General features: G+C 69.4%; 18 protein-coding genes. 7 read left to right on the forward strand and 11 right to left on the reverse strand.

Translation table 11 applies throughout. The features are described from left to right. Nucleotides 1-7: 7 nt before the first annotated feature. From HNQ70_RS01735 to HNQ70_RS01765, 7 genes are all read right to left on the reverse strand, one after another. Nucleotides 8-277, reverse strand: a complete 270-nt coding sequence (locus HNQ70_RS01735) for a K+/H+ antiporter subunit F (RefSeq protein WP_183963660.1) — start codon at nt 275-277, stop codon at nt 8-10. Continuing rightward, nucleotides 274-759, reverse strand: a complete 486-nt coding sequence (locus HNQ70_RS01740) for a Na+/H+ antiporter subunit E (RefSeq protein WP_183963662.1) — start codon at nt 757-759, stop codon at nt 274-276. The genes HNQ70_RS01735 and HNQ70_RS01740 overlap by 4 nt, the downstream gene beginning before the upstream one ends. Continuing rightward, nucleotides 756-2,315, reverse strand: a complete 1,560-nt coding sequence (locus HNQ70_RS01745) for a monovalent cation/H+ antiporter subunit D (protein WP_183963664.1) — start codon at nt 2,313-2,315, stop codon at nt 756-758. The genes HNQ70_RS01740 and HNQ70_RS01745 overlap by 4 nt, the downstream gene beginning before the upstream one ends. Continuing rightward, entirely contained in the window at nt 2,312-2,674 is a 363-nt protein-coding gene (locus tag HNQ70_RS01750; protein ID WP_183963666.1) for a Na+/H+ antiporter subunit C, read from the reverse strand. Before HNQ70_RS01750 ends, HNQ70_RS01745 begins: the two co-directional genes overlap by 4 nt. Nucleotides 2,675-2,685: 11 nt before the next feature. Continuing rightward, a complete protein-coding gene (locus HNQ70_RS01755; RefSeq protein WP_183963668.1) occupies nt 2,686-5,469 on the reverse strand; it encodes a monovalent cation/H+ antiporter subunit A in 2,784 nt (927 codons plus the stop codon). 127 nt (nt 5,470-5,596) lie between these two features. Next, a complete protein-coding gene (locus HNQ70_RS01760; RefSeq protein ID WP_183963670.1) occupies nt 5,597-7,174 on the reverse strand; it encodes a class I adenylate-forming enzyme family protein in 1,578 nt (525 codons plus the stop codon). Between the two features lie 27 nt (nt 7,175-7,201). Beyond that, the gene (locus tag HNQ70_RS01765) at nt 7,202-7,981 is read right to left on the reverse strand and encodes an SDR family NAD(P)-dependent oxidoreductase (protein WP_183963672.1); all 780 of its coding nucleotides are present in this window, start codon (nt 7,979-7,981) and stop codon (nt 7,202-7,204) included. 239 nt (nt 7,982-8,220) lie between these two features. Here HNQ70_RS01765 and gshA point away from each other — a divergent pair, with 239 nt between their 5' ends. Beyond that, a complete protein-coding gene (gene gshA, locus HNQ70_RS01770; RefSeq protein WP_183963674.1) occupies nt 8,221-9,813 on the forward strand; it encodes a glutamate--cysteine ligase in 1,593 nt (530 codons plus the stop codon). Between the two features lie 12 nt (nt 9,814-9,825). On the opposite strand, the gene HNQ70_RS01775 is transcribed toward gshA, so the two are convergent. Together HNQ70_RS01775 and HNQ70_RS01780 are read right to left on the reverse strand one after the other, a co-directional pair. Then, complete coding sequence (locus tag HNQ70_RS01775) at nt 9,826-10,863, reverse strand: aldo/keto reductase (RefSeq protein ID WP_183963676.1); 1,038 nt, start codon at nt 10,861-10,863, stop codon at nt 9,826-9,828. A 24-nt stretch (nt 10,864-10,887) separates the two neighbouring features. Next, a complete protein-coding gene (locus tag HNQ70_RS01780; protein ID WP_183963678.1) occupies nt 10,888-11,868 on the reverse strand; it encodes a PaaI family thioesterase in 981 nt (326 codons plus the stop codon). Nucleotides 11,869-12,106: 238 nt separating this feature from the next. Between HNQ70_RS01780 and HNQ70_RS01785 the strand changes: the two genes are divergently transcribed. The 6 genes from HNQ70_RS01785 to HNQ70_RS01810 all read left to right on the forward strand — a co-directional run bounded on the left by HNQ70_RS01785 (nt 12,107) and on the right by HNQ70_RS01810 (nt 18,730). Continuing rightward, nucleotides 12,107-12,928: an enoyl-CoA hydratase/isomerase family protein gene (locus tag HNQ70_RS01785; protein ID WP_183963680.1), complete on the forward strand. Its 822-nt coding sequence runs from the start codon at nt 12,107-12,109 to the stop codon at nt 12,926-12,928. Between the two features lie 37 nt (nt 12,929-12,965). After that, a complete protein-coding gene (locus HNQ70_RS01790) occupies nt 12,966-14,177 on the forward strand; it encodes an ABC transporter substrate-binding protein (RefSeq protein ID WP_183963682.1) in 1,212 nt (403 codons plus the stop codon). Nucleotides 14,178-14,354: 177 nt separating this feature from the next. After that, the gene (locus tag HNQ70_RS01795; RefSeq protein WP_183963684.1) at nt 14,355-15,563 is read left to right on the forward strand and encodes an ABC transporter substrate-binding protein; all 1,209 of its coding nucleotides are present in this window, start codon (nt 14,355-14,357) and stop codon (nt 15,561-15,563) included. 187 nt (nt 15,564-15,750) lie between these two features. Continuing rightward, a complete protein-coding gene (locus HNQ70_RS01800) occupies nt 15,751-16,959 on the forward strand; it encodes a CaiB/BaiF CoA transferase family protein (protein WP_183963686.1) in 1,209 nt (402 codons plus the stop codon). Between the two features lie 48 nt (nt 16,960-17,007). Beyond that, nucleotides 17,008-18,006 carry a tripartite tricarboxylate transporter substrate binding protein gene (locus tag HNQ70_RS01805; RefSeq protein WP_183963688.1) on the forward strand — a complete coding sequence of 333 codons (999 nt, stop codon included), beginning with the start codon at nt 17,008-17,010 and terminating at the stop codon, nt 18,004-18,006. A 13-nt stretch (nt 18,007-18,019) separates the two neighbouring features. After that, nucleotides 18,020-18,730 carry a DsbA family oxidoreductase gene (locus tag HNQ70_RS01810; protein WP_183963690.1) on the forward strand — a complete coding sequence of 237 codons (711 nt, stop codon included), beginning with the start codon at nt 18,020-18,022 and terminating at the stop codon, nt 18,728-18,730. 49 nt (nt 18,731-18,779) lie between these two features. Here HNQ70_RS01810 and HNQ70_RS01815 read toward each other — a convergent pair whose 3' ends face one another. Both HNQ70_RS01815 and HNQ70_RS01820 read right to left on the reverse strand, forming a co-directional pair. Next, complete coding sequence (locus HNQ70_RS01815) at nt 18,780-20,216, reverse strand: tripartite tricarboxylate transporter permease (RefSeq protein WP_246434620.1); 1,437 nt, start codon at nt 20,214-20,216, stop codon at nt 18,780-18,782. A gap of 74 nt (nt 20,217-20,290) precedes the next feature. Beyond that, nucleotides 20,291-20,818 carry a tripartite tricarboxylate transporter TctB family protein gene (locus HNQ70_RS01820; protein WP_183963692.1) on the reverse strand — a complete coding sequence of 176 codons (528 nt, stop codon included), beginning with the start codon at nt 20,816-20,818 and terminating at the stop codon, nt 20,291-20,293. Between the last annotated feature and the right edge of the window lie 110 nt (nt 20,819-20,928).

Consider the following 20,928-nt stretch of genomic DNA (forward strand, 5'->3'; position numbering starts at 1 on the left):
GGGACTCCTATTCGACGATGTCGCCGCGCAGCAGGTACTTCGACATCGCCACCGTGCCGACGAAGCCGAGCATCGCGATGATCAGTGCGGTCTCGAACAGCAGCGCCGTGCGGAACTGGATGCCGAGCAGCACCAGCAGGGCGAGCGCGTTGATGTAGAGGGTATCCAGGGCCAGGATCCGGTCCGGGATGCCGGGGCCGCGCAGCAGCCGCCAGAGGGTCAGCAGCATCGCGACGGCCAGCATCGCGATCGCGAGGGGAAGCACCTGTGCGGTCATCCGTAGATCTCCATCAGGGGCGCCTCGTAACGGCGCTTGATCTCTTCGCACACCTGCTGCGGATCGCTGGCGTCCAGCGCGTGGACCAGCAGGTAGCGGCGGTCCGGCGTGAGGTCGGAGGAGAGGGTGCCTGGCGTCATCGTGATGATGCCGGCAAGCGCGGCGATGCCGTGCGGATCGCGGATGTCCAGCGGCAGCCAGAAGAAGCGGGGCGACAGCCGGCGCTCCGGCCCGAGGATCCGGATCGCCACCTGGAGATTGGCGACGACGATGTCCCAAAGCACCGTCAGGCCGAGCCGCACGATGGTCAGGGGGCGACGGATCCGCGGCTGATCGGGGCGCAGCCCGGCGGTCAGCCGCGGGATCGCCACCGCGAGCACCGCGCCGAGCAGGACCTGCCCGGGCGCGACGGTGTTGTTCAGCAGCAGCCACAGCAGCAGCACGGTGGCGCTGATCAGCGGCGAGGGGAGCAGGCGCTTCACGATCCGGCTCCTGGAGCGGGGATGGGCGGCTGGTCGCGCACGGCGCCGATGTAGCGTTCGGGCTGGAGCAGCTGCGCGGCCGCGGCCTCTGCATAGGCGAGCAATGGCCCGGCCAGCAGCGCGGCCAGCATCCCGGCGGCCAGCAGGGCGAGCACCGGCATCACCTGCCAGGCCCCGGCATGCCGCGCATGCGCGTCGGGTTCGGCCGCCGGCGTGTTCCAGAAGAAGCGGCTGCCGGTGCGCGAGAGCGCCACCACGGTCAGCAGCGCGCCGCCCAGGACCACGGCCCAGACCAGGCCCCAGGGAGCGGCCGCGGCGCCGCGCGGTGCGAGCAGCGTGGACTGCAGGATGGCCGCCTTGCCGACGAAGCCGGACAGCGGCGGCAGCCCGGCCACCGAAACCGCCGCGACAAAGAAGAGCGCGCCGAGCAGCGCCGGCTGGGCAACCGCAGGGCCGGACTCGATCCGGTCGCGGGCGGGCCCGCGCTGGTCGGACACCAGCTGCGCGAGCAGGAACAGGGCGCCCCCGATCAGCGTGCTGTGCACCAGGTAGTAGAGCGCTGCGGAGAGCGAGGCCTGTCCGGCCAGGCCGATCGCCGTCAGCAGGGTGGCGGCCGACGCGATCACCAGGTAGGCGGCCAGCTGGCGCATTCCGGTGGCAGCCACCGCGCCCAGGCTGGCGAGTGCCAGACTGGCGAGCGCGAGCGGCGCCAGCCACGGCTGGGCGATGTCGGCCGCGGCGCCGCCCTGCTCGCCGAAGATCAGCGTGGTCACGCGCAGCACCGCATAGACGCCGACCTTGGTCATGATGGCGAACAGCGCCGCCACCGGCGCGACCGCGGCGCCATAGGCGTCCGGCAGCCAGAAGTACAGCGGCAGCAGCGCCGCCTTGACGAAGAACACCACCAGCAGCATTCCCGCGGCGGCGCGCACCAGCGCGGCATCCTCGGGCGCCACTTTCGCCATCGCGCCCGCGAGGTCGGCCATGCCCAGCGACCCGGTCACGCCATACAGCAGGCTCACCGAGATCAGGAACAGCGCGGAGGCGGCCAGGTTGAAGACGACGTAGTGCAGTCCGGCGCGGGCGCGCAGCGCGCCGCCGCCGTGCAGCAGCAGTCCGTAGGATGCGATCAGCAGCACTTCGAAGAAGACGAAGAGGTTGAAGAGATCGCCGGTGAGGAAGGCCCCCGCGAGTCCCATCAGCTGGAACTGGAACAGTGCGTGGAAGTGCGGCGGCGGCGCCGGGGAGCGCTCGCGGGTGCCGAGCGCGAACGCGATGCAGGCGCAGGCCAGCACCGCGAGCAGCGCGACCATCAGCGCCGACAGCCGGTCGACCACCAGCACGATGGAGAAGGGTGCGGGCCAGTTGCCGAGCAGGTAGGCCTCGACGCCGCCGGCGGCCGCGCCCGCGAGCAGGCGCAATGCGACCAGCAGCAGCCCGGCACAGGCGAGGACGCTGACCGGCGCCAGCAGGCGCGGCGCACGCCGCTCGATCAGCAGCAGGAAAGCGCCCGCAAAGAGCGGCAGGACGACAGGCGCGACGATCCAGTGGTTCACGGCGTCTTCCTGGGGGGGGCGCCGGGCTCACGCGCATCCACATGGTCGCTGCCGCTCTCGTGGCGGTTGGCCAGCGCAAGCGCCAGGAGGATCGCGGTCATGCCGAAGCCGATCACGATCGCGGTCAGCACCAGCGCCTGCGGCAAGGGGTCGGCATGGTTTGCCAGCGTGGGGGCGAGCGCGCCGCCGGTGATCGGCGGCTTGCCGATCGTGAGGCGGCCCATCGTGAAGATGAACAGATTCACCGCGTAGGAGAGCAGCGTCAGCCCGAGCACCACGTCGAAGGTGCGGGCGCGCAAGGTCAGGTAGATGCCCGCTGCGGCGAGCAGTCCGATCCCAAGGGCGACCAGGAGTTCCATGCGTCGATTCCTCAGCGCGGCTGCGCGTGCGGGGCGCCGCCCGCCCGCAGCCGCGCGATGCTGGTGAGCGAGACCATGACCGAGCCGACGACCGTGAGGAACACGCCAAGGTCGAAGAACATCGCGCTGGCGATCGGCACCTCGCCGATCACCGGCAGGATCGGGTGCACGAAGCTGCTGGTCAGGAAGGGGTAGCCGAAGCCCCAGGCGGCGAGCCCGGTGAACCCGGCGGCCACCAGCCCCCAGCCGATCCAGGCGTGGAAGTCGGTGCGCATGCGCGCCATCGTCCAGTCCATTCCGCTGGCCACGTACTGCACCAGCAGCGCAACCCCGAGCACCAGTCCGGCGACGAAGCCGCCGCCAGGCAGGTTGTGACCGCGCATGAACAGGAACATCGACACGACCGCCGCCAGCGGCAGCAGCAGCCGGGCGATCAGCGCCAGCAGCAGCGGGTGGCGGTCCGCGGCCTGCGCGCCGAAAGGCTGTGGCAGCTCCGGCACCCGCAGCTGGCGCAGCAGCGCGTGGATGACCAGCCCCGCGATGCCGAGCACACTGATCTCGCCGAGCGTGTCGTAGCCGCGGAAGTCGACCAGGATCACGTTGACGACGTTGGTGCCTCCGCCTTCGGGCTGGGCCTTCTCGAGGAAGTAGCCGGAGATGGTCGTCAGCGGGCGGGTGAGCACCGCATAGACGATCGCGGCGATTCCCGCGCCGGCGAAGATCGCGATCGCGCCATCGGCGAGCCGGCGGCGTACCGGCTCGGGAGCGGATTCCTGGGGCAGGAAGCGAAGCGCGAGCATCATCAGCAGGATGCTGACGACCTCGACCAGCAGCTGCGTCAGCGCGAGGTCGGGCGCCGAGAACCAGACGAAGGCCAGGCTCACGATCAGTCCCGCCACGCCCATCGTCACCAGCGCGACGAAGCGGGAGCGATGCAGGATCACCGTGGCCACGGTGGCGACCGCGCCGATGCCCCAAACCGCGAGCACCACCGGACTGACGGCAGTGCCGGCGAGCGGACCCGTGCCGTACTGCCCGTGGACGAAGGGCCAGGCGCCGGCGAGCAGCGCCGCGAGTACGAACAGGCGCAGGTAGCGCTGCAGGCTGCCGTTCTGCAGGCCGAAGGTGAGGGCGCGCGACAGCGAGGTCAGGCGCAGCACCAGGTACTCGAAGGCGTCGCGGCCGCCCCTGCGCTCGTCGTCGACGGTGTGCAGGTCGAAGCGCCGGTAGAGGAAGGTGTAGAGGCCGATGCCGCCGAGCAGGGCGATGGCGCTCATCAGCAGCGGGACGTTCAGGCCGTGCCAGATGGCGAGGCTGTACTCGGGCAGCGGCCCGCCGATGGTGGCCTGGGCGCCGAGCGCCAGCAGTGGGCCGACCGTCCAGGCGGGCAGAATTCCGACGGCCAGGCAGATCAGCACCAGCACCTCGACCGGAACCCTCATCCAGCGCGGCGGCTCGTGCGGGGTGCGCTCCAGGCCCTTGGGTTCGCCGTTGAAGAAGGCGTCGTGGACGAAGCGGATCGAGTAAGTGACCGAGAACACCGCGGCCACGGTGGCGGCGACCGGGATCAGGCGTCCTGCCAGCTCGCCGCTCACGAAGAGCGTCTCGGCGAAGAACATCTCCTTCGAGAGGAAGCCGTTGAGCAGCGGAACGCCAGCCATCGCCGAGGCCGCCACCATCGCCAGCGTTGCGGTCCAGGGCATGTAGCGCCACAGGCCGTTCAACTTGCGCATGTCGCGGGTGCCGCACTCATGGTCGATGATTCCCGCCGCCATGAAGAGCGAGGCCTTGAACGTGGCGTGGTTGAGGATGTGGAAGACGCCGGCCACCGCGGCCAGCGGCGAATTCAGGCCGAAGAGCAGCGTGATCAGGCCCAGGTGGCTGATCGTCGAGTAAGCGAGCAGGCCCTTGAGGTCGTGCTTGAAGATGGCGATGAAGGCGCCGACGAGCAGCGTCGCCAGTCCGGCTCCGCTGACCAGCCAGAACCAGGCCTCGGTCCCCGAAAGTACCGGATACAGGCGCGCGAGCAGGAACACGCCCGCCTTCACCATGGTGGCCGAATGCAGGTAGGCCGACACCGGCGTGGGCGCCGCCATCGCGTGCGGCAGCCAGAAGTGGAAGGGGAACTGCGCCGACTTCGTGAAGGCGCCCAGCAGGACCAGCACCAGCGCGGGCAGGTAAAGCGGGCTCGCCTGCACCTGCTCCTTGGCGGCCAGCACCGCGTCCAGATCGTAGCTGCCGACGATGTGGCCCATTAGCAGCGCGCCGCCAAGCAGGCACAGGCCGCCCGCGCCGGTGATCGTCAGCGCCATCCGCGCGCCGCGGCGCGCATCCTGGCTGTGCTTCCAGAAGCCGATCAGCAGGAAGGAGGAGAGGCTGGTGATCTCCCAGAACACCACCAGCATGATCAGGTTGCCCGCAGTCACCACGCCGAGCATCGCGCCCATGAAGAGCAGCAGCATCGCGTAGAAGCGCGGCATCGAGTCTTCGGGCGACAGGTAGTAGCGCGCGTAGAGGACGATCATCGCCCCGATGCCGAGGATGAGCAGGCAGAACAGGAACGCGAGCCCGTCCAGCCGCAGCCCGAAGTCCACCCCGAGCGAGGGCAGCCACGCTACCGCGAAACGCTGCACCTCGCCCCGGGATACGGCCGCCGCCTGCGCGCCCAGCAGCGCGAGCGCGCACAGCGTGACCGCGCCGGCCAGCCAGGCCGACGGATTGCGGGCCTGGCGCGGCAGCATCGAGAGCAGCAGGCTGCCCGCGAAGGGCAGCAGGGTCATCGTGAGCAGTTGCATGTAGCCGCGGTGGTAAGGGGGGGCCTGCCTGCGTCGTGGGGTCGGGGGGTCGAGGCAAGTACCCAGGTTCCCTGCTGTCGCATCGAGGCGGCAAACCGGACTCTGTCCGCGCTGCCGTGGCGACCTTTCAGCCTTCAGGGTTCTGCGCCTGCCTGTTCCAGTAGGGTTCGCGCAGCAGTCGCTTGAGGACCTTGCCGAGCGCGTTGCGCGGGAACTCGTCGCGAAACTCCACGCGGGCCACCCGCTGGTGGCGGGCAAGCCGCTCGTTCGCCCAGGCGGCGATCTCGTCCGCGTCGGCGGTGACGCCCTCACGGCGCACCACCAGGGCCAGCGGCGTCTCGCCCCATTTTGGGTGCGGGATGCCGATCACGGTGACGTCGAGCACTGCCGGGTGCCCGGCGAGAACCTGCTCGATGTCAGCGGGGAAGACGTTGAAGCCGCCGGAGATCACCATGTCCTTCTTGCGGTCCAGAAGCACGATGAAGCCGTCCTCGTCGAGCCGGCCGATGTCTCCGGAGCGGATGAAGCTGCGGCCGCGCTCGTCGCGCCAGATGAGTTCTGCAGTCCGCTCCGGGCGACGGTGGTACTCCTTCATCATGCCGGCGCCGTAGGCGGCGATCTCGCCGACTTCGCCGCGGGGCAGGGCGCGGCCCGCGTCGTCCAGGATGCGCACTTCGAAGCCGAGCACCGGGGTGCCCACGGTGTCGAACTTCGCCGGGTCGTGGTGCGGTTTGAGCATGCTGGCGAAGCCCTCGCTGAAGCCGTAAAGCTCGTAGAGCCGCTCGCCGAAGCGGCGGATGACCTCGCGCTTGGTTTCCCGGCGCAGCGGGGAGCCGGCGCACAGCAGCACCTGCAGGCTGGAGGTGTCCGCGCTGTCGAGCGCGGGCGAGCCGAGCACGGCGCCGTACTGGGAGGGCACCATGAACGCATGGCTGATGCGCTCGCGCGCCACGTGCTCCAGGAAACCTGCCGGGTCGAAAGCTGGCATCACCACGCAGGTGCTCCCAGCGAACAGCGCCGGCAGCATCATCAGCCAGGTGCCGTTCGAATACAGCGAAGTCGTCGTCAGCGCGCGCGAGCGGTCGGTGAAGCCCATCTCGATTGCGTTCGAGAAGGCCCAGTGGGTGCGCGCCCGGTGGGTCTGAACGATGCCCTTGGGCAGGCCGGTGGTGCCGGAGCTGTAAATGATGTTGAACGCGTCGGCGGGGGTGCAGACCGGCAGCGGGTCGGTGCTCGCCTCGCCGCCGGCGAGGAAGGCGTCGAAGCCCGTCCAGCCGGGCTCGTCGCCGAACACCGCGATCCAGGCGCCGGGCCGGATGCCGGCCAGCCGCCCGCGTTCGGGCTCCAGCCTGGCGCGGAAGTCGGCGGTGGCGAAGGCCAGCACGGCTTCGCTGTCGTCGAGCAGGGTGGCCAGCTGCGCTCCGGTAAGCATCCCGGAAAGCGGTACCACGCAGGCCCCGGCCCGCACGACGCCGAAGATGATCTCGAGCATCTCCACCGAGTTGCCCATCATCACCGCGACCTTGTCGCCGCGGCCCACGCCGCGCGCCTGCAGCGCGCGCGCCACCCGGTCGATGCCGGCGCCGAACTCGCCCCAGCTGCGCCGCACCGCCCCGCACACCACCGCCTCGCGGCGCGGATGGAAGGCGGCGTGGCTGGCCAGGATGTCGGGAATCAGGACATGGGGGTCGTCGATGCGTTCCATGGCCGTCACCGTCGCGCTCGCCGTCGATCAGACGGGCTTGCCCGTTGCTCCCCGGCCCACGCCCTTGCCGGCGTCGACGCGCAGCAGCTGCCCGGTCACCTTGGCCATCGAGGTGACGCCCACGATGGCCTCGGCGACGTCGTCCGGGCTCATCACTGCCTCGAGCGCACTCATGGCGCGATAGCCGTCATAGGCCTTCTGGTAGCCCTCGCCCAGCCCGTTGCGCAGCCACTCGGTCTCGATGAAGCCCGGCAGCACTGCGTTGACCCGGACCTCCGGGCCCAGCGCGCGGGCCAGCGCGATGGTCATCGCGTTCAGTGCGCCCTTCGACGCCATGTAGGCGATCGACGAGCCCATGCCGTCCTGACCGGCGATCGAGGACACGTTGACCACGGCGCCGCGCGAGGCGCGCAGCGCGGCCTCGCAGGCCCGCACCATCTGGAACACGCCGATCGTGTTCACCGCGTAGATCGAGTGGAAGTCCTCGGCGGACAGTCCGGCCAGGTTCTGCAGCGCAACGAACTTCGTGGTGCCCGCGTTGTTCACGAGCACGTCGATGCGTCCCCAGCGCTCCATGGCCGCGGCGGCCAGCGCCCGGCAGTCCTCGTCCCGCGAGACGTCGGCGCGCACCACCAGCGCGTCGGCGCCCGCCTCGCGGCACTGGGCGGCCACCGCCTCGGCAGGCGCGGCGCTGCGGCTGTAATTGATCACCACCGAGGCGCCCATGCGGGCCAGCGACAGCGCGGTGGCGGCGCCGACGCCTGCGGAGGAACCGGTGACGATGCAGACCTTGCCCTTGAAATCCATGGACGAACCTCTCGATCGGAATGTGGTTGGGGAATGGGGACCGATGCTACACAAGCGCCCGTGCGGGGCGTTCCGCTATCGGCGGCGGCGCATGCGGCGCCTGAGCCTTGGCGGGACGCAAGCAGGGCTGTAACCCGGTATCCTGTCGGCCGCGCCCGGCAACGCGCGACCGGGGCCGCCTATGCGCGGCGGGGCGCGCAGGCCGGCAAGAACGAGACCGCACCTGGGGAGCCACCCGCTTGAATCGCCTGAACGAACGCCTGAGCGCGCTGACGCCCCGAGACCTGGGCGGAATGATGCGCGGCATCGAAAAGGAAAGCCTGCGATCGCGCCCCGATGGCGCGCTTGCCGACACCCCGCATCCTCCGGCCCTGGGCTCCGCGCTCACGCACCCCAACATCACGACCGACTTCAGCGAGTCGCAGATCGAACTGATCACCGGGGTGCACCCGACGCCCGGCGCCTGCCTGGCCGAGCTCACCGAGATCCACCAGTTCGTCCATCGCAACATCGACGGCGAGGTGCTCTGGGCGTCGAGCATGCCCTGCGGACTGCCGGAGGACGAGCGCATCCCGATCGGCCGCTACGGCAGCTCCAACGTCGGGCGTGCCAAGACCGTCTACCGCCAGGGGCTGTCCTGGCGCTATGGCCGGCGCATGCAGACCATTTCCGGCATCCACTACAACTTCTCGCTGCCGCCGGGCGCGTGGGAAACGCTGGGTCCGGTCTGCGGTTTCCCCGGCGACGCGCGCGCCCGCCAGACCGACGCGTATTTCGCGCTGATCCGGAATTTCCGGCGCCATTCCTGGCTGCTGCTCTACCTGTTCGGCGCCTCGCCCGCGGTGTGCGGCAGCTTCCTCGAAGGCCATGCCCACGGGCTGCAGCCGCTGGATTCCGGCAGCCTCTACCTGCCCCACGCCACCTCGCTTCGGATGGGCCCGCTGGGCTACCAGAGCGACGCCCAGGCAGCGCTGGCGGTGAGCTTCAACAGCCTGGAGAGCTATTCGAGCTCGCTGTCGCGCGCGCTGACCGAGCCGTATCCGGCCTACGAGGCGATCGGCGTGCGGGAAGGCGACGAGTACCGGCAGCTCGCCACCTCGCTGCTGCAGATCGAGAACGAGTTCTACGGCACCATCCGCCCGAAGCGCTCGATCCGTCCCGGCGAGCGTCCGCTGCGCGCGCTCGCCGAGCGGGGCGTCGAGTACGTGGAGGTGCGCTGCCTGGACCTCGACCCGTTCCTGGCGGTCGGCATCGACGAAGGAACCTTGCGCTTCCTCGACGTCTTCCTGCTGCACTGCCTGCTCAGCGACAGCCCGCCGGACACCCCCGACGAGATCGCCGGGATGTCGCGCAACCAGCACCTGGTGGCGCAGCGCGGGCGCGAGCCCGGGCTGGCCCTGCATCGCGGCGGCGGCCAGGCCGGACTGCGGGAATGGGGCAGGGAACTGCTGCGCGAGTGCGAGCCGATCGCCGAAGCGCTCGACGCGGGTGCGGGAGCCGGTGCGGGCGGCGATGCCGGAAGTCCCCACCGCGATGCGCTCGAGCGTGCGGCAGCGCTGCTCGACGACGCCTCGCTGACGCCGTCGGCGCGGGTGCTGCGGGAGATGGCCGCAGCGCACGGGAACTCGTTCCGCGCGTTCGGGCTGGCCTGCTCGCTGCAGCATCGCGATCAGCTGCTGGCGATGCCCTTTCCCGAAGAGGTCGCCGCGCGCCATGCGCGGATGGCGCAGGAGTCGATCGCCGCACAGCGCCGAATCGAGGCCGCCGACGTGCTGCCCTTCGAGGAGTACCGCCGGCGCTACATCGCAGGCGAGCTGGTCGCCGGAGATTGACCTTCCCGGGGCTCAGCCGGCCGGGTTCGGGTAGCGGGCCTGGACGCTGGCGATCTCCGCCAGCGTTTCGGCGTCCAGCTCGAACTGCGCGCCGGCGATGTCCTCGCGCAGCTGCTCCATCGTGGTCGCACCGATGATCGACGCGCCCAGGTGCCAGCGGCTGCGCACGTAGCCCAGCGCGAGCTGCACCAGGCTGATGCCGCGCGCGCGGGCCAGCGCGGCGTAGGCCTCGATCGCCTCGGTGACCATCGGCTTGCGGAAACGCTGGCCCAGCGTGTCGAACAGCGCAAAGCGCGAGCCGGCGGGCAGGGCGCCGCCCAGGTACTTGCCCGACAGCATCCCGCCGGCGAGCGGACTGTAGGCCAGCAGCGACATCTGCTCGCGGAACAGCGCCTCGGCCAGGTCGCCGTCCGCGCTGCGCGAGACCAGGCTGTAGCTGTTCTGCAGCGTGACCGGGCCCGGCATGCCGAGCTCCTTGGCGATGCGATGAAACTGGCAGACGCCCCAGCTGGTCTCGTTGGACAGCCCGTAGTGGCGGATCTTGCCGGCACGGATCATGGCGGCCATGCCCTCGACCTGCTCGCGGATCGAGGGGCCGCCACGCTCCTTCGAGGGGTCGAAGTCGACCGCCCCGAACATCGGCACGTTCCGCTGCGGCCAGTGGATCTGGTAGATGTCGATGCAGTCGACGCCCAGGCGTGCCAGGCTGGTGTCGACCGCCTCCGCGATCACTTCCCGGGTGAGGTCGGTGCGACCGCCGCGGATCCAGTCGCGCCGGCCCGGGCCGGCCACCTTGGTGGCGATGACCAGGTCGCCGAGCGGCCGGCGCGCCAGCCATTCGCCCAGGATGGACTCGGTGCGCCCCTGCGTGCGGGCGTTGGGCGGCACCGGGTACATCTCCGCGGTGTCGATGAAGTTGATGCCTTGCGCGATCGCGTAGTCGAGCTGCTCATGGGCCTGGGCCGCGGTGTTCTGCTCGCCCCAGGTCATGGTGCCGAGGCAGACCTCGGAGACGGACAGGCCGGTGCCTGGCAGGATTCGGCGTTTCATCGGTACGGGGGCCTGATTGCGTCGTCAGTCGCGTGGCGTGAGCAGGAAGTGCGCGCGCGCCACGGCGATCGGATAGTCGGGGCTGCGCTGCCACAGGCGCACGTGGACCAGCGCGACCCGGGCGCCCACGCGCACCACTTCGCACATCGCATAGGTTTCTTCGGGGCGGCCTGCGCGCAGGTAGTCGAGCGAGAAGTCGATGCCCTTGGGCAGCTTGGCTCCCTGCAGGGTCTGGGCCAGGTGCAGGATGGCCGCGGTCTCGGCGAAGCCGGCGACCACGCCGCCGTGCAGCGCGGGCAGGAAGGGGTTGCCGATCAGCTTGGGATCGAAGGGCATGCGGAACAGCGGCCGCAGCGGATCCGGGGCGACGCGGATGCCGAGGTAGTCCAGATAGGGGATCACGCCGGCGGGCCGCGCCGGCTCGCTGGGCGACGGCGGCTGCCAACGGTCGGAGGCGCCGCGCGCCGGCGCGGCAGGCCGGCCCGACGGCGACAGCGCGGCCACCGCGGCGGCTGCGGCTGTGGTGAAGGTTTCGGAGGCCTGCGGCGCATCGCTGCCGCTGGGCACCTCGGGCCGCGCGCCGGCGGGCGTGGAGAGCATGAAGGCCGCCTGCGCGGTGGCGACCGGCTGTGCGGCATCGCCCTGGTAGGCCTCGGCGCGCACGAAGGCGACGCTGCGGGTCAGGCGGTAGCAGTGCGCGTCGCAGTGCACTTCCTGGTCGGGCGTCGCCGGGCGCAGGTAGTCCATCCGCAGGTCGAGCGTGGCGTAGGTGGTGTCCTGCTCGAGCGCCGCGCCCACCGCGAGTCCGCAGCAGGAGTCAGCGAGCACCGTGATGGCGCCCGGATGCATCAGTCCGCGCGCCGGGTCGCCCATCCAGTCGGCCCGCGCGGGCAGGACCATCGAGCCGCGCGCGCGTTCGATCGCAGTGACGCGGGTGCCTATCTCGCGCATGTGGGGCGTGCGCTGCACGAAGGTGCTCTTGAGGAACTCGAGGATGTCGGACATGGCGGAAGATGATCGGCACAGAGAGGGTCGAGACTGAAATTAGCACAGCGGCCCGGCGCTGCGGATCGGACAGCGGGCGGCCCGTGGGCCGGCCGTGGGCATGGCGCTTTCCGGGACGGGCTTATCCGGAACGGGCGCCGCGCCTGCGCCGGGCCGGATCGACTAGCCTTGCCGCTGGAGACCGGGGGCGCTGCGCGGGCGCGCGTCCCCAGACAGAGGACAAAGGAGCGAGAACCCCATGAGGTCCAGGACCCCGATCGCGCCCGAGGCCTTCGTGCACACCGGCCATGTGCTCGAAGACCACGTGCTGACGATCACGCTGAACCGGCCGGAGCGGCGCAACGCTCTGAACTGGCGTGCCTACGACGAGCTGGAGTCGGCGTTCCGGGCGGCGGATGCCGATCCCGAGGTGCGCTGCGTGATCGTGACCGGCGCCGATCCGGCCTTCTGCTCGGGCGACGACGTCGGCGAGATCATGGCCGGGCCCGACGGCGGCATCGGCCAGCGCAAGGACTCGGTGATTCATCGGCCGGCGAACCCCACCGCGATGGCCGCGCTGGAGTGTTCCAAGCCGGTGATCGCCGCGGTCAACGGCGCGGCGATCGGCTGGGGCGTGGAGCTGGCGCTGTTCGCTGACCTGCGGATCGCATCCGAGCAGGCGAAGTTCTCGGAGATGTTCGTCAAGCGCGGGCTGTCCTGCGACGTCGGCGGCTTCTACCGGCTGCCGGCGCTGGTCGGCGCCGAGAAGGCCGCGGAACTGCTCTTCACCGGCGATCTCATCGATGCCGCGGAGGCGCTGCGCATCGGACTGGTCGGCCGCGTGGCGCCGCACGCCGAGCTGATGACCCAGGCGCGTGCGCTGGCGGCGCGGATCGCCGGCAATCCGCCGCTGGCAGTGCAGGCGCTGAAGGCCGGGCTCAGACGCAGCGCCTTCGGCGATCCGCGCGAGATCGGCGGCTGGGCGATGGACACCATCTACCGCCTGGCGCGCACCGAAGACCACAAGGAAGGCGTCGCGAGCTTCCTCGAGAAGCGCGCGCCGGTCTTCAAGGGACGCTAGTCCCGCAATCCATACCAACCACGAGGAGACAGTACCGATGAAGAGAATCTGGAAACTGGCCGTCGGCGCATTCGTCGTCGCGGCCTCGCTGCAGGCTGCGCACGCGCAGAAGAAGTACGGCCCGGGCGTCACCGACACCGAGATCAAGCTCGGCCAGACCATGCCCTACAGCGGACCTGCTTCCGCCTACGGCTCGCAGGGCAAGGCGACGCTCGCCTACTTCAAGATGGTCAACGCCAAGGGCGGCATCAACGGCCGCAAGATCAATCTGCTGTCGATGGACGACGGCTACAGCCCGCCCAAGACCATCGAGCAGACCCGCAAGCTGGTCGAGCAGGAAGAAGTGCTGGCGGTGATGAACTCGCTGGGCACGCCGACCAACAGCGCGATCCACAAGTACCTGAACCAGAAGAAGGTGCCGCACCTGCTGGTGTCGACCGGCGCCTCGAAGTGGAACGATCCCAAGAACTTCCCGTGGACCACGCCCTTCTATCCGCCCTACGTCGAGGAAGGGATCATCTACGGCAAGCACGTCGTCGCCAACCACCCGAACGCGAAGATCGCGATCGTCTCGCAGAACGACGACTCGGGCCGCGACTACGTCAAGGGCTTCAAGATCGGCCTGGGCGCCAAGGTGAGCCAGGTGGTCAAGGAAGTGACCTACGAGGTGACCGACGCCACCGTCGATTCGCAGGTCATCGACCTGAAGGGCACCGGCGCCGACACGCTGTTCACGATGGCCACGCCGAAGTTCGGCGCGCAAGTGATCCGCAAGGTCGCTGATCTGGGCTGGAAGCCCAACCACTACATCGTGTCCGTGTCCAGCTCGCAGGGCGGAGTCCTCGAGCCGGCCGGCCTGCAGAACGCAGTCGGCCTGATCACCGCAATGGCGCTCAAGCTCGCCGGTGACCCCACCTGGGAGAACGACCAGGGCATGAAGGACTTCCTGAAGTTCATGAAGGAATGGTTCCCCGACGGCAACCCGGTGGACTCCAGCGTGGTGCTGGGCTACACCACGGCCCAGATGATCGAGCTGATCCTGACCCGCGCCGGCGACAACCTGACCCGCGAGAACATCCTGAAGGTGGCCACCAACATCCAGAAGCAGACCTTCCCGCTGCTGCTGCCGGGTGTGACCGTGAACGTCGCGCCCGACAACTACGCGACCTTCACCACCTTCCGCACCGCGCGCTTCGACGGCAAGCGCTGGGGAATCTTCGGCGACCCGATCGACGCAAGCGCGAAGTGATGCGCCCGGGCGGTCGGCGCATCCGCGCCCGCCGCCCGTGACCGACCTCGAGGGCCGGCGACGCGGATGCGTCCCCAGCCCTCGTTGCCTCGGGCGCCGTTACCGGGAACAATGGATCGACGGCTCCGCAGAGAGCCGCAAAAACGTGGTTTCAAGTGGAATCAAAGGAGACAAGGGATGATGCGATTCCGGAGCATTGCATTCGCGGCCGCGCTCGGCCTTTCGGTGGCTGGTGCCGCGCATGCGCAGAAGAAGTACGACCCGGGTGCCAGCGACACAGAGATCAAGCTGGGGCAGACGATGCCGTACAGCGGCCCCGCTTCGGCCTACGGCGCTCAGGGCAAGTCCGAGACCGCCTACTTCAAGATGGTGAACGCGCGCGGCGGAATCAACGGGCGCAAGATCACCTTCATTTCTCTCGATGACGGCTACAGCCCGCCCAAGACCGTCGAGCAGACCCGCAAGCTGGTCGAGGAGGACCAGGTGCTGGCGCTGGTGAACTCCATCGGCACGCCGACCAACACGGCGGTGCACAAGTACCTGAACCAGAAGAAGGTCCCGCAGCTGCTGGTGTCCACCGGTGCGGCGAAGTGGAACGATGCGAAGAACTTCCCCTGGACCACGCCGGGCTACCCGCCCTACGAGGCGGAAGCGAGGGTGTACGCCAAGCACATCCTGGCGAGCCATCCCGACGCGAAGATCGGCCTCATCTACCAGAACGACGACTTCGGGAAGGACTATCTCAAGGGCTTCAAGGAGGCCCTCGGACCCGGGATGAGCAAGATCGTCAAGGAGGTCTCCTACGAGATCTCCGATCCCACGGTCGACTCGCAGATCATTGCGCTCAAGAGCTCGGGCGCCAACGTGCTCTTCACCATGACGACGCCCAAGTTCGGCGCCCAGGTGATCCGCAGGGTGGCCGAGCTCGGCTGGAAGCCGGCGCATTACATCGTGTCGGTCTCTGCCTCGCAGTCGCAGGCGCTCGAGCCGGCCGGCCTGCAGAATGCCGTGGGCCTGATCACCGCGTCGACGCTGAAGGAGCCCAGCGACCCCACCTGGGACAACGATCCCGGCATGCTCGAGTACCGGAAGTTCATGAAGGAGTGGTTCCCGGACGGCGATCCGAACAACACCGGGATCGTGCTGGGCTTCGTGGTCGGCCAGCTGCTCGAGCACATCCTCAAGGGCGCCGGCGACAACCTGACCCGCGAGAACCTGATGAAGCAGGCGACCGACATCCGGGATCTCTCGCTGCCCCTGCTGCTCCCCGGGGTGACGCTCACGGTCACGCCCCAGGACCTCAACCCCTTCCACACCTTCCGCACGATGCGCTTCGACGGCAAGCGCTGGGTGCTGTTCGGCGATCCGATCGCCGTCGGCCGCTGATCCCGACCGCCCGGCCCGGCACGCGGGCCGGGCGCTGCCGGCCGGGCCCGTCGGGCGCCGCGCCGGTGGCATCCCTATAATTCCTTCTGTTTTCCACAGTTCCGAACACTGCCCCTGACGACCCGAATCCTCCGGGGAACGAACCCGGCGCTGCAGGGTGCGCACCGCCCGCCTTCACGGAGTCACGATGTCCAACGAAACCCCCAAGCTGCCGCTCGACGGCGTCCGAGTGCTCGACCTGTCCCGCGTGCTGGCGGGCCCCATGTGCGCGATGGCGCTTGCGGATCTCGGCGCCGAGGTCATCAAGGTGGAGCATCCGGGGCGGGGTGACGACACCCGCGACTGGGGGCTGCGGATCGGCAAGACCGAGACCGCCTACTTCAACAGCGCCAACCGCAACAAGGAGTCGATCTGCCTGGACCTCGGCACTGCCGACGGGCAGGCGATCGCGCGGGATCTCGCCGCCAGGAGCGACATCGTCATCCAGAACTTCAAGTTCGGCGGCGCGGAGAAGTTCGGCGTGGGCTACGAGCAGCTGCGCGAGGCCAATCCGAAGCTGATCTACTGCTCGATCTCCGGCTACGACCGCACCGGGCCCGAGGCGGCCCGGCCCGGCTACGACCTCGTCATCCAGGGCGAGGCCGGCCTCACCGCGCTCAACGGCGAGCGGGGCCAGGCGCCGCTGAAGTTCGGAGTGGCCGCCGTCGACATGTTCACCGGGATGTACGCCACGCAGGCAATCCTCGCGGCGCTGTTCGACCGGCAGCGCGGCGGCCCGGGCCGGCACATCGAGATGGCGCTGTTCGACTGCGGCCTGATGATCACCGCCTACTACGGCCTCGAGGCGCTGCTGCTCAACGAAGATCCGCCGAAGTACGGCAACGCCCATCCGTCGATCATTCCCTACGGCATCTTCGATGCCGAAGACGGCCCGATGGTGGTGGCGGTCGGCAACAACGCGCAGTTCGACCGCTTCTGCCGCGGCGTGATCGACCGGCCGGATCTCGCCGACGACGAGCGCTTCAAGACCAATCTCGGTCGCGGCAAGAATCGCGACGCGCTGGTGCCGGAGATCCATGCGGAGCTCAAGCGCCGCAAACGCAAGGACCTGCTCGAGCGGCTTTCCGCCGCGGGCATCCCCTGCGGCGAGGTGCTGGGACTGCTAGAGGCGCTGAAGTCGGAGCGTGCAATCGAGGGCGGGCTGGTCACCGAGCAGCCGCATCCGCTGGCGGGCAGCGCGCACGTGCTGGCGCCGCCCTACCGCTTCGACGGCCAGCGCCCGCCGGTGCGCCTGCCGCCGCCCCAGCTCGGGCAGCATACCGAGGCGGTGCTGAAGCAGGTGCTCGGCCTGTCGCCGGAGCGCCTGTCGGAGCTGCGCGCCAAGGGCGTTCTCTGACCCGGGCTCGCTGCGTTCCTTCTCTTCCACGAGTCAAAGGCGACGATCATGAAACGGATCTCCTCCCTGACCTCCCTCGGCGCGACGCGCCGCTCGCTGCTCGGCCTGGCGCTGGCGCTGCCCGCGACCGCGGCGCTGGGCGCCGGCTGGCCTGACAAGCTCGTGCGCCTGGTGGTGCCTTATCCGCCGGGCGGGCCGACCGACACCGCGGCGCGAATCGTCGCCGACCGGCTGTCGAAGCGGCTCGGCCAGCAGGTCATCGTCGACAACCGCTCCGGCGCTTCGGGCACCATCGGCGCCTCCGCGGTGGCCAAGAGCCCCGCTGACGGCTACACGCTGCTGATGCTCGCCACGCCGACGCTGCTGGCGGCGCACCTGTACGGCGCGCGCGACTACGACATCGTCAAGAGCTTCGCCCCGGTGGCGACGATGTACGACCTGCCGATCGTGCTGGTGGTGAATCCGAAGTCGCTGCCCGACGTGACCGACCTGCCGCAGCTGATCGCGAAGGCGAAAGCAGAGAAGGGCGGGATGAACTACACCAGCGCGGGCGCCGGCAGCTTTGGCCACCTCACCACCGAGCTGCTGCAGGGCCAGGGCCAGTTCGACATGCAGCACGTGCCCTACCGGGGCACCGCGCCCGCGGTGGCGGACCTGCTGGGCGGCCAGGTGCCGGTGATGTTCTCGGACATGGTCGGCGTGCTGCCGCACATCCAGGCGGGCAAGCTGCGCGCGATCGCGGTCGGCTCGAGCAAGCGCGTGGCGATGCTGCCCGAGGTCAAGACCGTGGCCGAGCAGGGCTTCCCAGGCTTCGACGCCACCTCGTGGGGCGGCATGCTGGCGCCTGCGGGCACCCCGGCCGACGTGCTCAAGCGGCTGAGCGACGAGCTGCGCCAGGTGCTGGCCGAGAAGGACGTGCAGGACAGGATGCGCACCGCCGGCGCGATCGCGCTGTGGCAGTCGCCGTCCGAGATGGGCGAGCGGATGCGCAGCGACTTCGACAAATGGGGCAAGCTGATCCGCGACAAGAAAATCTCGATGAACTGAGCAAGGAGCAGTCATGCAGCCCGGGTCCGAACAGCAGGTGGCGAACTTCCGCATCGACGTCGTCTCGGATGTGTCCTGTCCGTGGTGCGCGGTTGGACTGGGTGCGCTGGAACAGGCGCTCGAGAACCTGAAGGGGGAGGTGGGCGCGTCGATCCACTTCCAGCCCTTCGAGCTCAATCCGGACATGCCGCCCGGCGGACAGGACGTCACCGAGCACCTGACGCAGAAGTACGGCTCGAGCCCGCAGGCCCAGGCCCGGTTTCGCGAGCAGATCCGCGAGCGCGGGCTCGCGGTCGGCTTCGAGTTCCGCCAGCAGGGACGCAGCCGGATCTGGAACACCTTCGATGCGCATCGGCTGCTGCACTGGGCCGGCGAGGAGGGCAGGCCCGAAGGCGCGGACGGAGCGCCTGGCCAGCAGCGGCTGCTCAAGAAGGCGCTGTTCAAGGCCTACTTCACCCGCGACGAGAGCCCCGAGTCCCACGAGGTTCTGCTGCGCGCGGTGGCCGAGGCAGGTATGGACGAGGAGCGTGCGCGCGCAATCCTGGCCGGTGACGATTATTCGGCGGAGGTCCGCGAGCGCGAGGCCTTCTACCGGGAGCAGGACATCCACTCGGTGCCGGCGATCATCATCGACGGGCGCCATCTGATTCCCGGCGCGCAGCCCGCGGACGTCTTCGAGCGGGTGCTGCGCAAGCTCGCGAGCCGGGGGCCCGAACTGGCCTGAGCCGGCCCGGGCGGGCTGCCGGCGCGACCCCGCGCGCCGGCAGCGTCGCTCAGTCCTCGACGAACACGGTTTCGCGCTTCTTCCTGACTGCCGGCAGCACTACCACCACCAGCAGCAGCACGGCGATCGCCAGCAGGGTCGCGCTCAGCGGCCGCGTGAGGAACACCGTGGCGTCACCCTGCGCGAAGCGCATCGCGCGGCGCAGGTTCTCTTCCATCAGCGGACCGAGCACGAAGCCGAGCAGCAGCGGGGTGGGCTCGAAGCCGAGCTTCATCAGCGCGTAGCCCATCAGCCCGAAGAAGGCCGCCATGAACACCTCAAAGGTGGAGCCGTTCAGGGTGTAGACACCGATGCAGCAGAACAGCAGGATCGCCGGCGCCATCAGCCGGTAGGGCACCTTCAGCAGCGAGACCCACATCCCGATCATCGGCAGGTTGATGATCAGCAGCATCAGGTTGCCCGCCCACATGCTGACCACCATGCCCCAGAAGAGATCGGGCCGCTTGGTCATCACCTCGGGGCCGGGCTCGATTCCCTGGATGATCATTGCGCCGACCATCAGCGCCATCACCGCGTTTGACGGGATGCCCAGCGTGAGCATGGGAATGAACGAGGTCTGCGCGCCGGCGTTGTTGGCGGATTCCGGCCCGGCCACACCCTCGATGGCGCCCTGGCCGAAGCGCGACGGATCCTTGGCGATCTTCTTCTCGAGGGTGTAGGAGGCGAAGGATGCGAGCACCGCACCGCCGCCGGGCAGCAGCCCCAGCACCGACCCCAGGCCGGTGCCGCGCAGCACCGCAGGCATCGCCTGGCGGATGACGCTCCACTTGGGCCACAGACCGGTCACCCTGGTCTCGAGCACCGAACGATCCTCGACGCCTGCGCTCAGGTTGCGCAGGATCTCGGCGATGCCAAACAGGCCCATCGCCAGCGCGACGAAGCTGATGCCCTCGGTGAGTTCGGGAATGCCGAAGGTGTAGCGGTAGGCGCCGGTGTCGACGTCGGTGCCGATCAGGCCCAGCGCCAGCCCGAAGAAGATCATCGCGAAGGATTTCAGCACCGAGCCGTGCGCCATCACCACCGCGGCGACCAGGCCGAGCGCCATCAGCGAGAAGTATTCGGCGGGGCCGAATTTCTGCGCCATCTGCGCCAGCGGCGGGCCGAAGCCGGCGATCAGCAGCGTGCCGAAGCAGCCGGCGATGAAGGAGCCGATCGCCGCGATCGCCAGCGCCTCGCCGGCGCGACCCCGCCGGGCCATCTGGTAGCCGTCGAGCGTGGTGACGATCGAGGACGCTTCACCAGGCAGGTTGACGAGGATGGCGGTGGTCGAGCCGCCGTACTGGCTGCCGTAGTAGATGCCGGCCAGCATGATCAGCGCGCTGGTGGGCTCGAGCTGAAAGGTAATCGGCAGCAGGATCGCGATCGTGGTCACCGGGCCGATGCCTGGCAGCACCCCGATCAGCGTGCCCAGCAGCGCGCCGATCAGGCAGTAGAGGAGGTTCTGCTAGGTGAAGGCCACCTCGAACCCCAGTGCGAGGTTCGAGAAAATGTCGAAATCGGTCATGGGAAGATGCGCAGGGAGAGGTTCAGGGCCACGGGGAAGAGCAGCACGGAGCCGACGGCCAGCGCGCTCGCCAGCAGCAGCACTTCGCGCAGGCGGAAGCCCGGCGCGGCAATGCCGGAGACGAACACTGCGAGCGTGGAGGCAACCAGCAGGCCGAGCGATTCGATGGTGAGGCCGAACAGGGCCATCGCGCCCAGCACCAGCACCATCGGCTTGAGGCGCCAGCCCTCGAGCGCCGGGCCCCGGTGCAGCAGACCCATCGCGATCAGCCCGATGCCGAAGGCGCCCAGCGCCCATGTCAGCAGCATGGGCACGAAGCCCGGCCCCATGCGAAAGGCAGTGCCGATCTTCAGCGGCTGACCGAACCACCAGGCAAGGCCAGCGAAGACGAGCAGGAAGACTCCCGCGACGAGGTCCACTTCGCCGCGCGCCCAGGGGCGGCCGGCGTGCGGGTGATGCTCGACAGACAGCGAGGAATCGCTCCCCACTGCGTCCGTGTGATGGTGCTCTCCAGCCTTGCTCAAGGCCGCCTCCGTCGTTCGTTCATGGCTTCGTTCATTACCGTTCATCGTGGAACGCGGTGGTGTGACAGCGCGTCCGGCTTGTCGGTAGGATCGCACGCTGAGGATCGGAC

This window comes from Quisquiliibacterium transsilvanicum (assembly GCF_014202215.1).
Taxonomy (GTDB): Bacteria; Pseudomonadota; Gammaproteobacteria; order Burkholderiales; family Burkholderiaceae_E; genus Quisquiliibacterium; species Quisquiliibacterium transsilvanicum.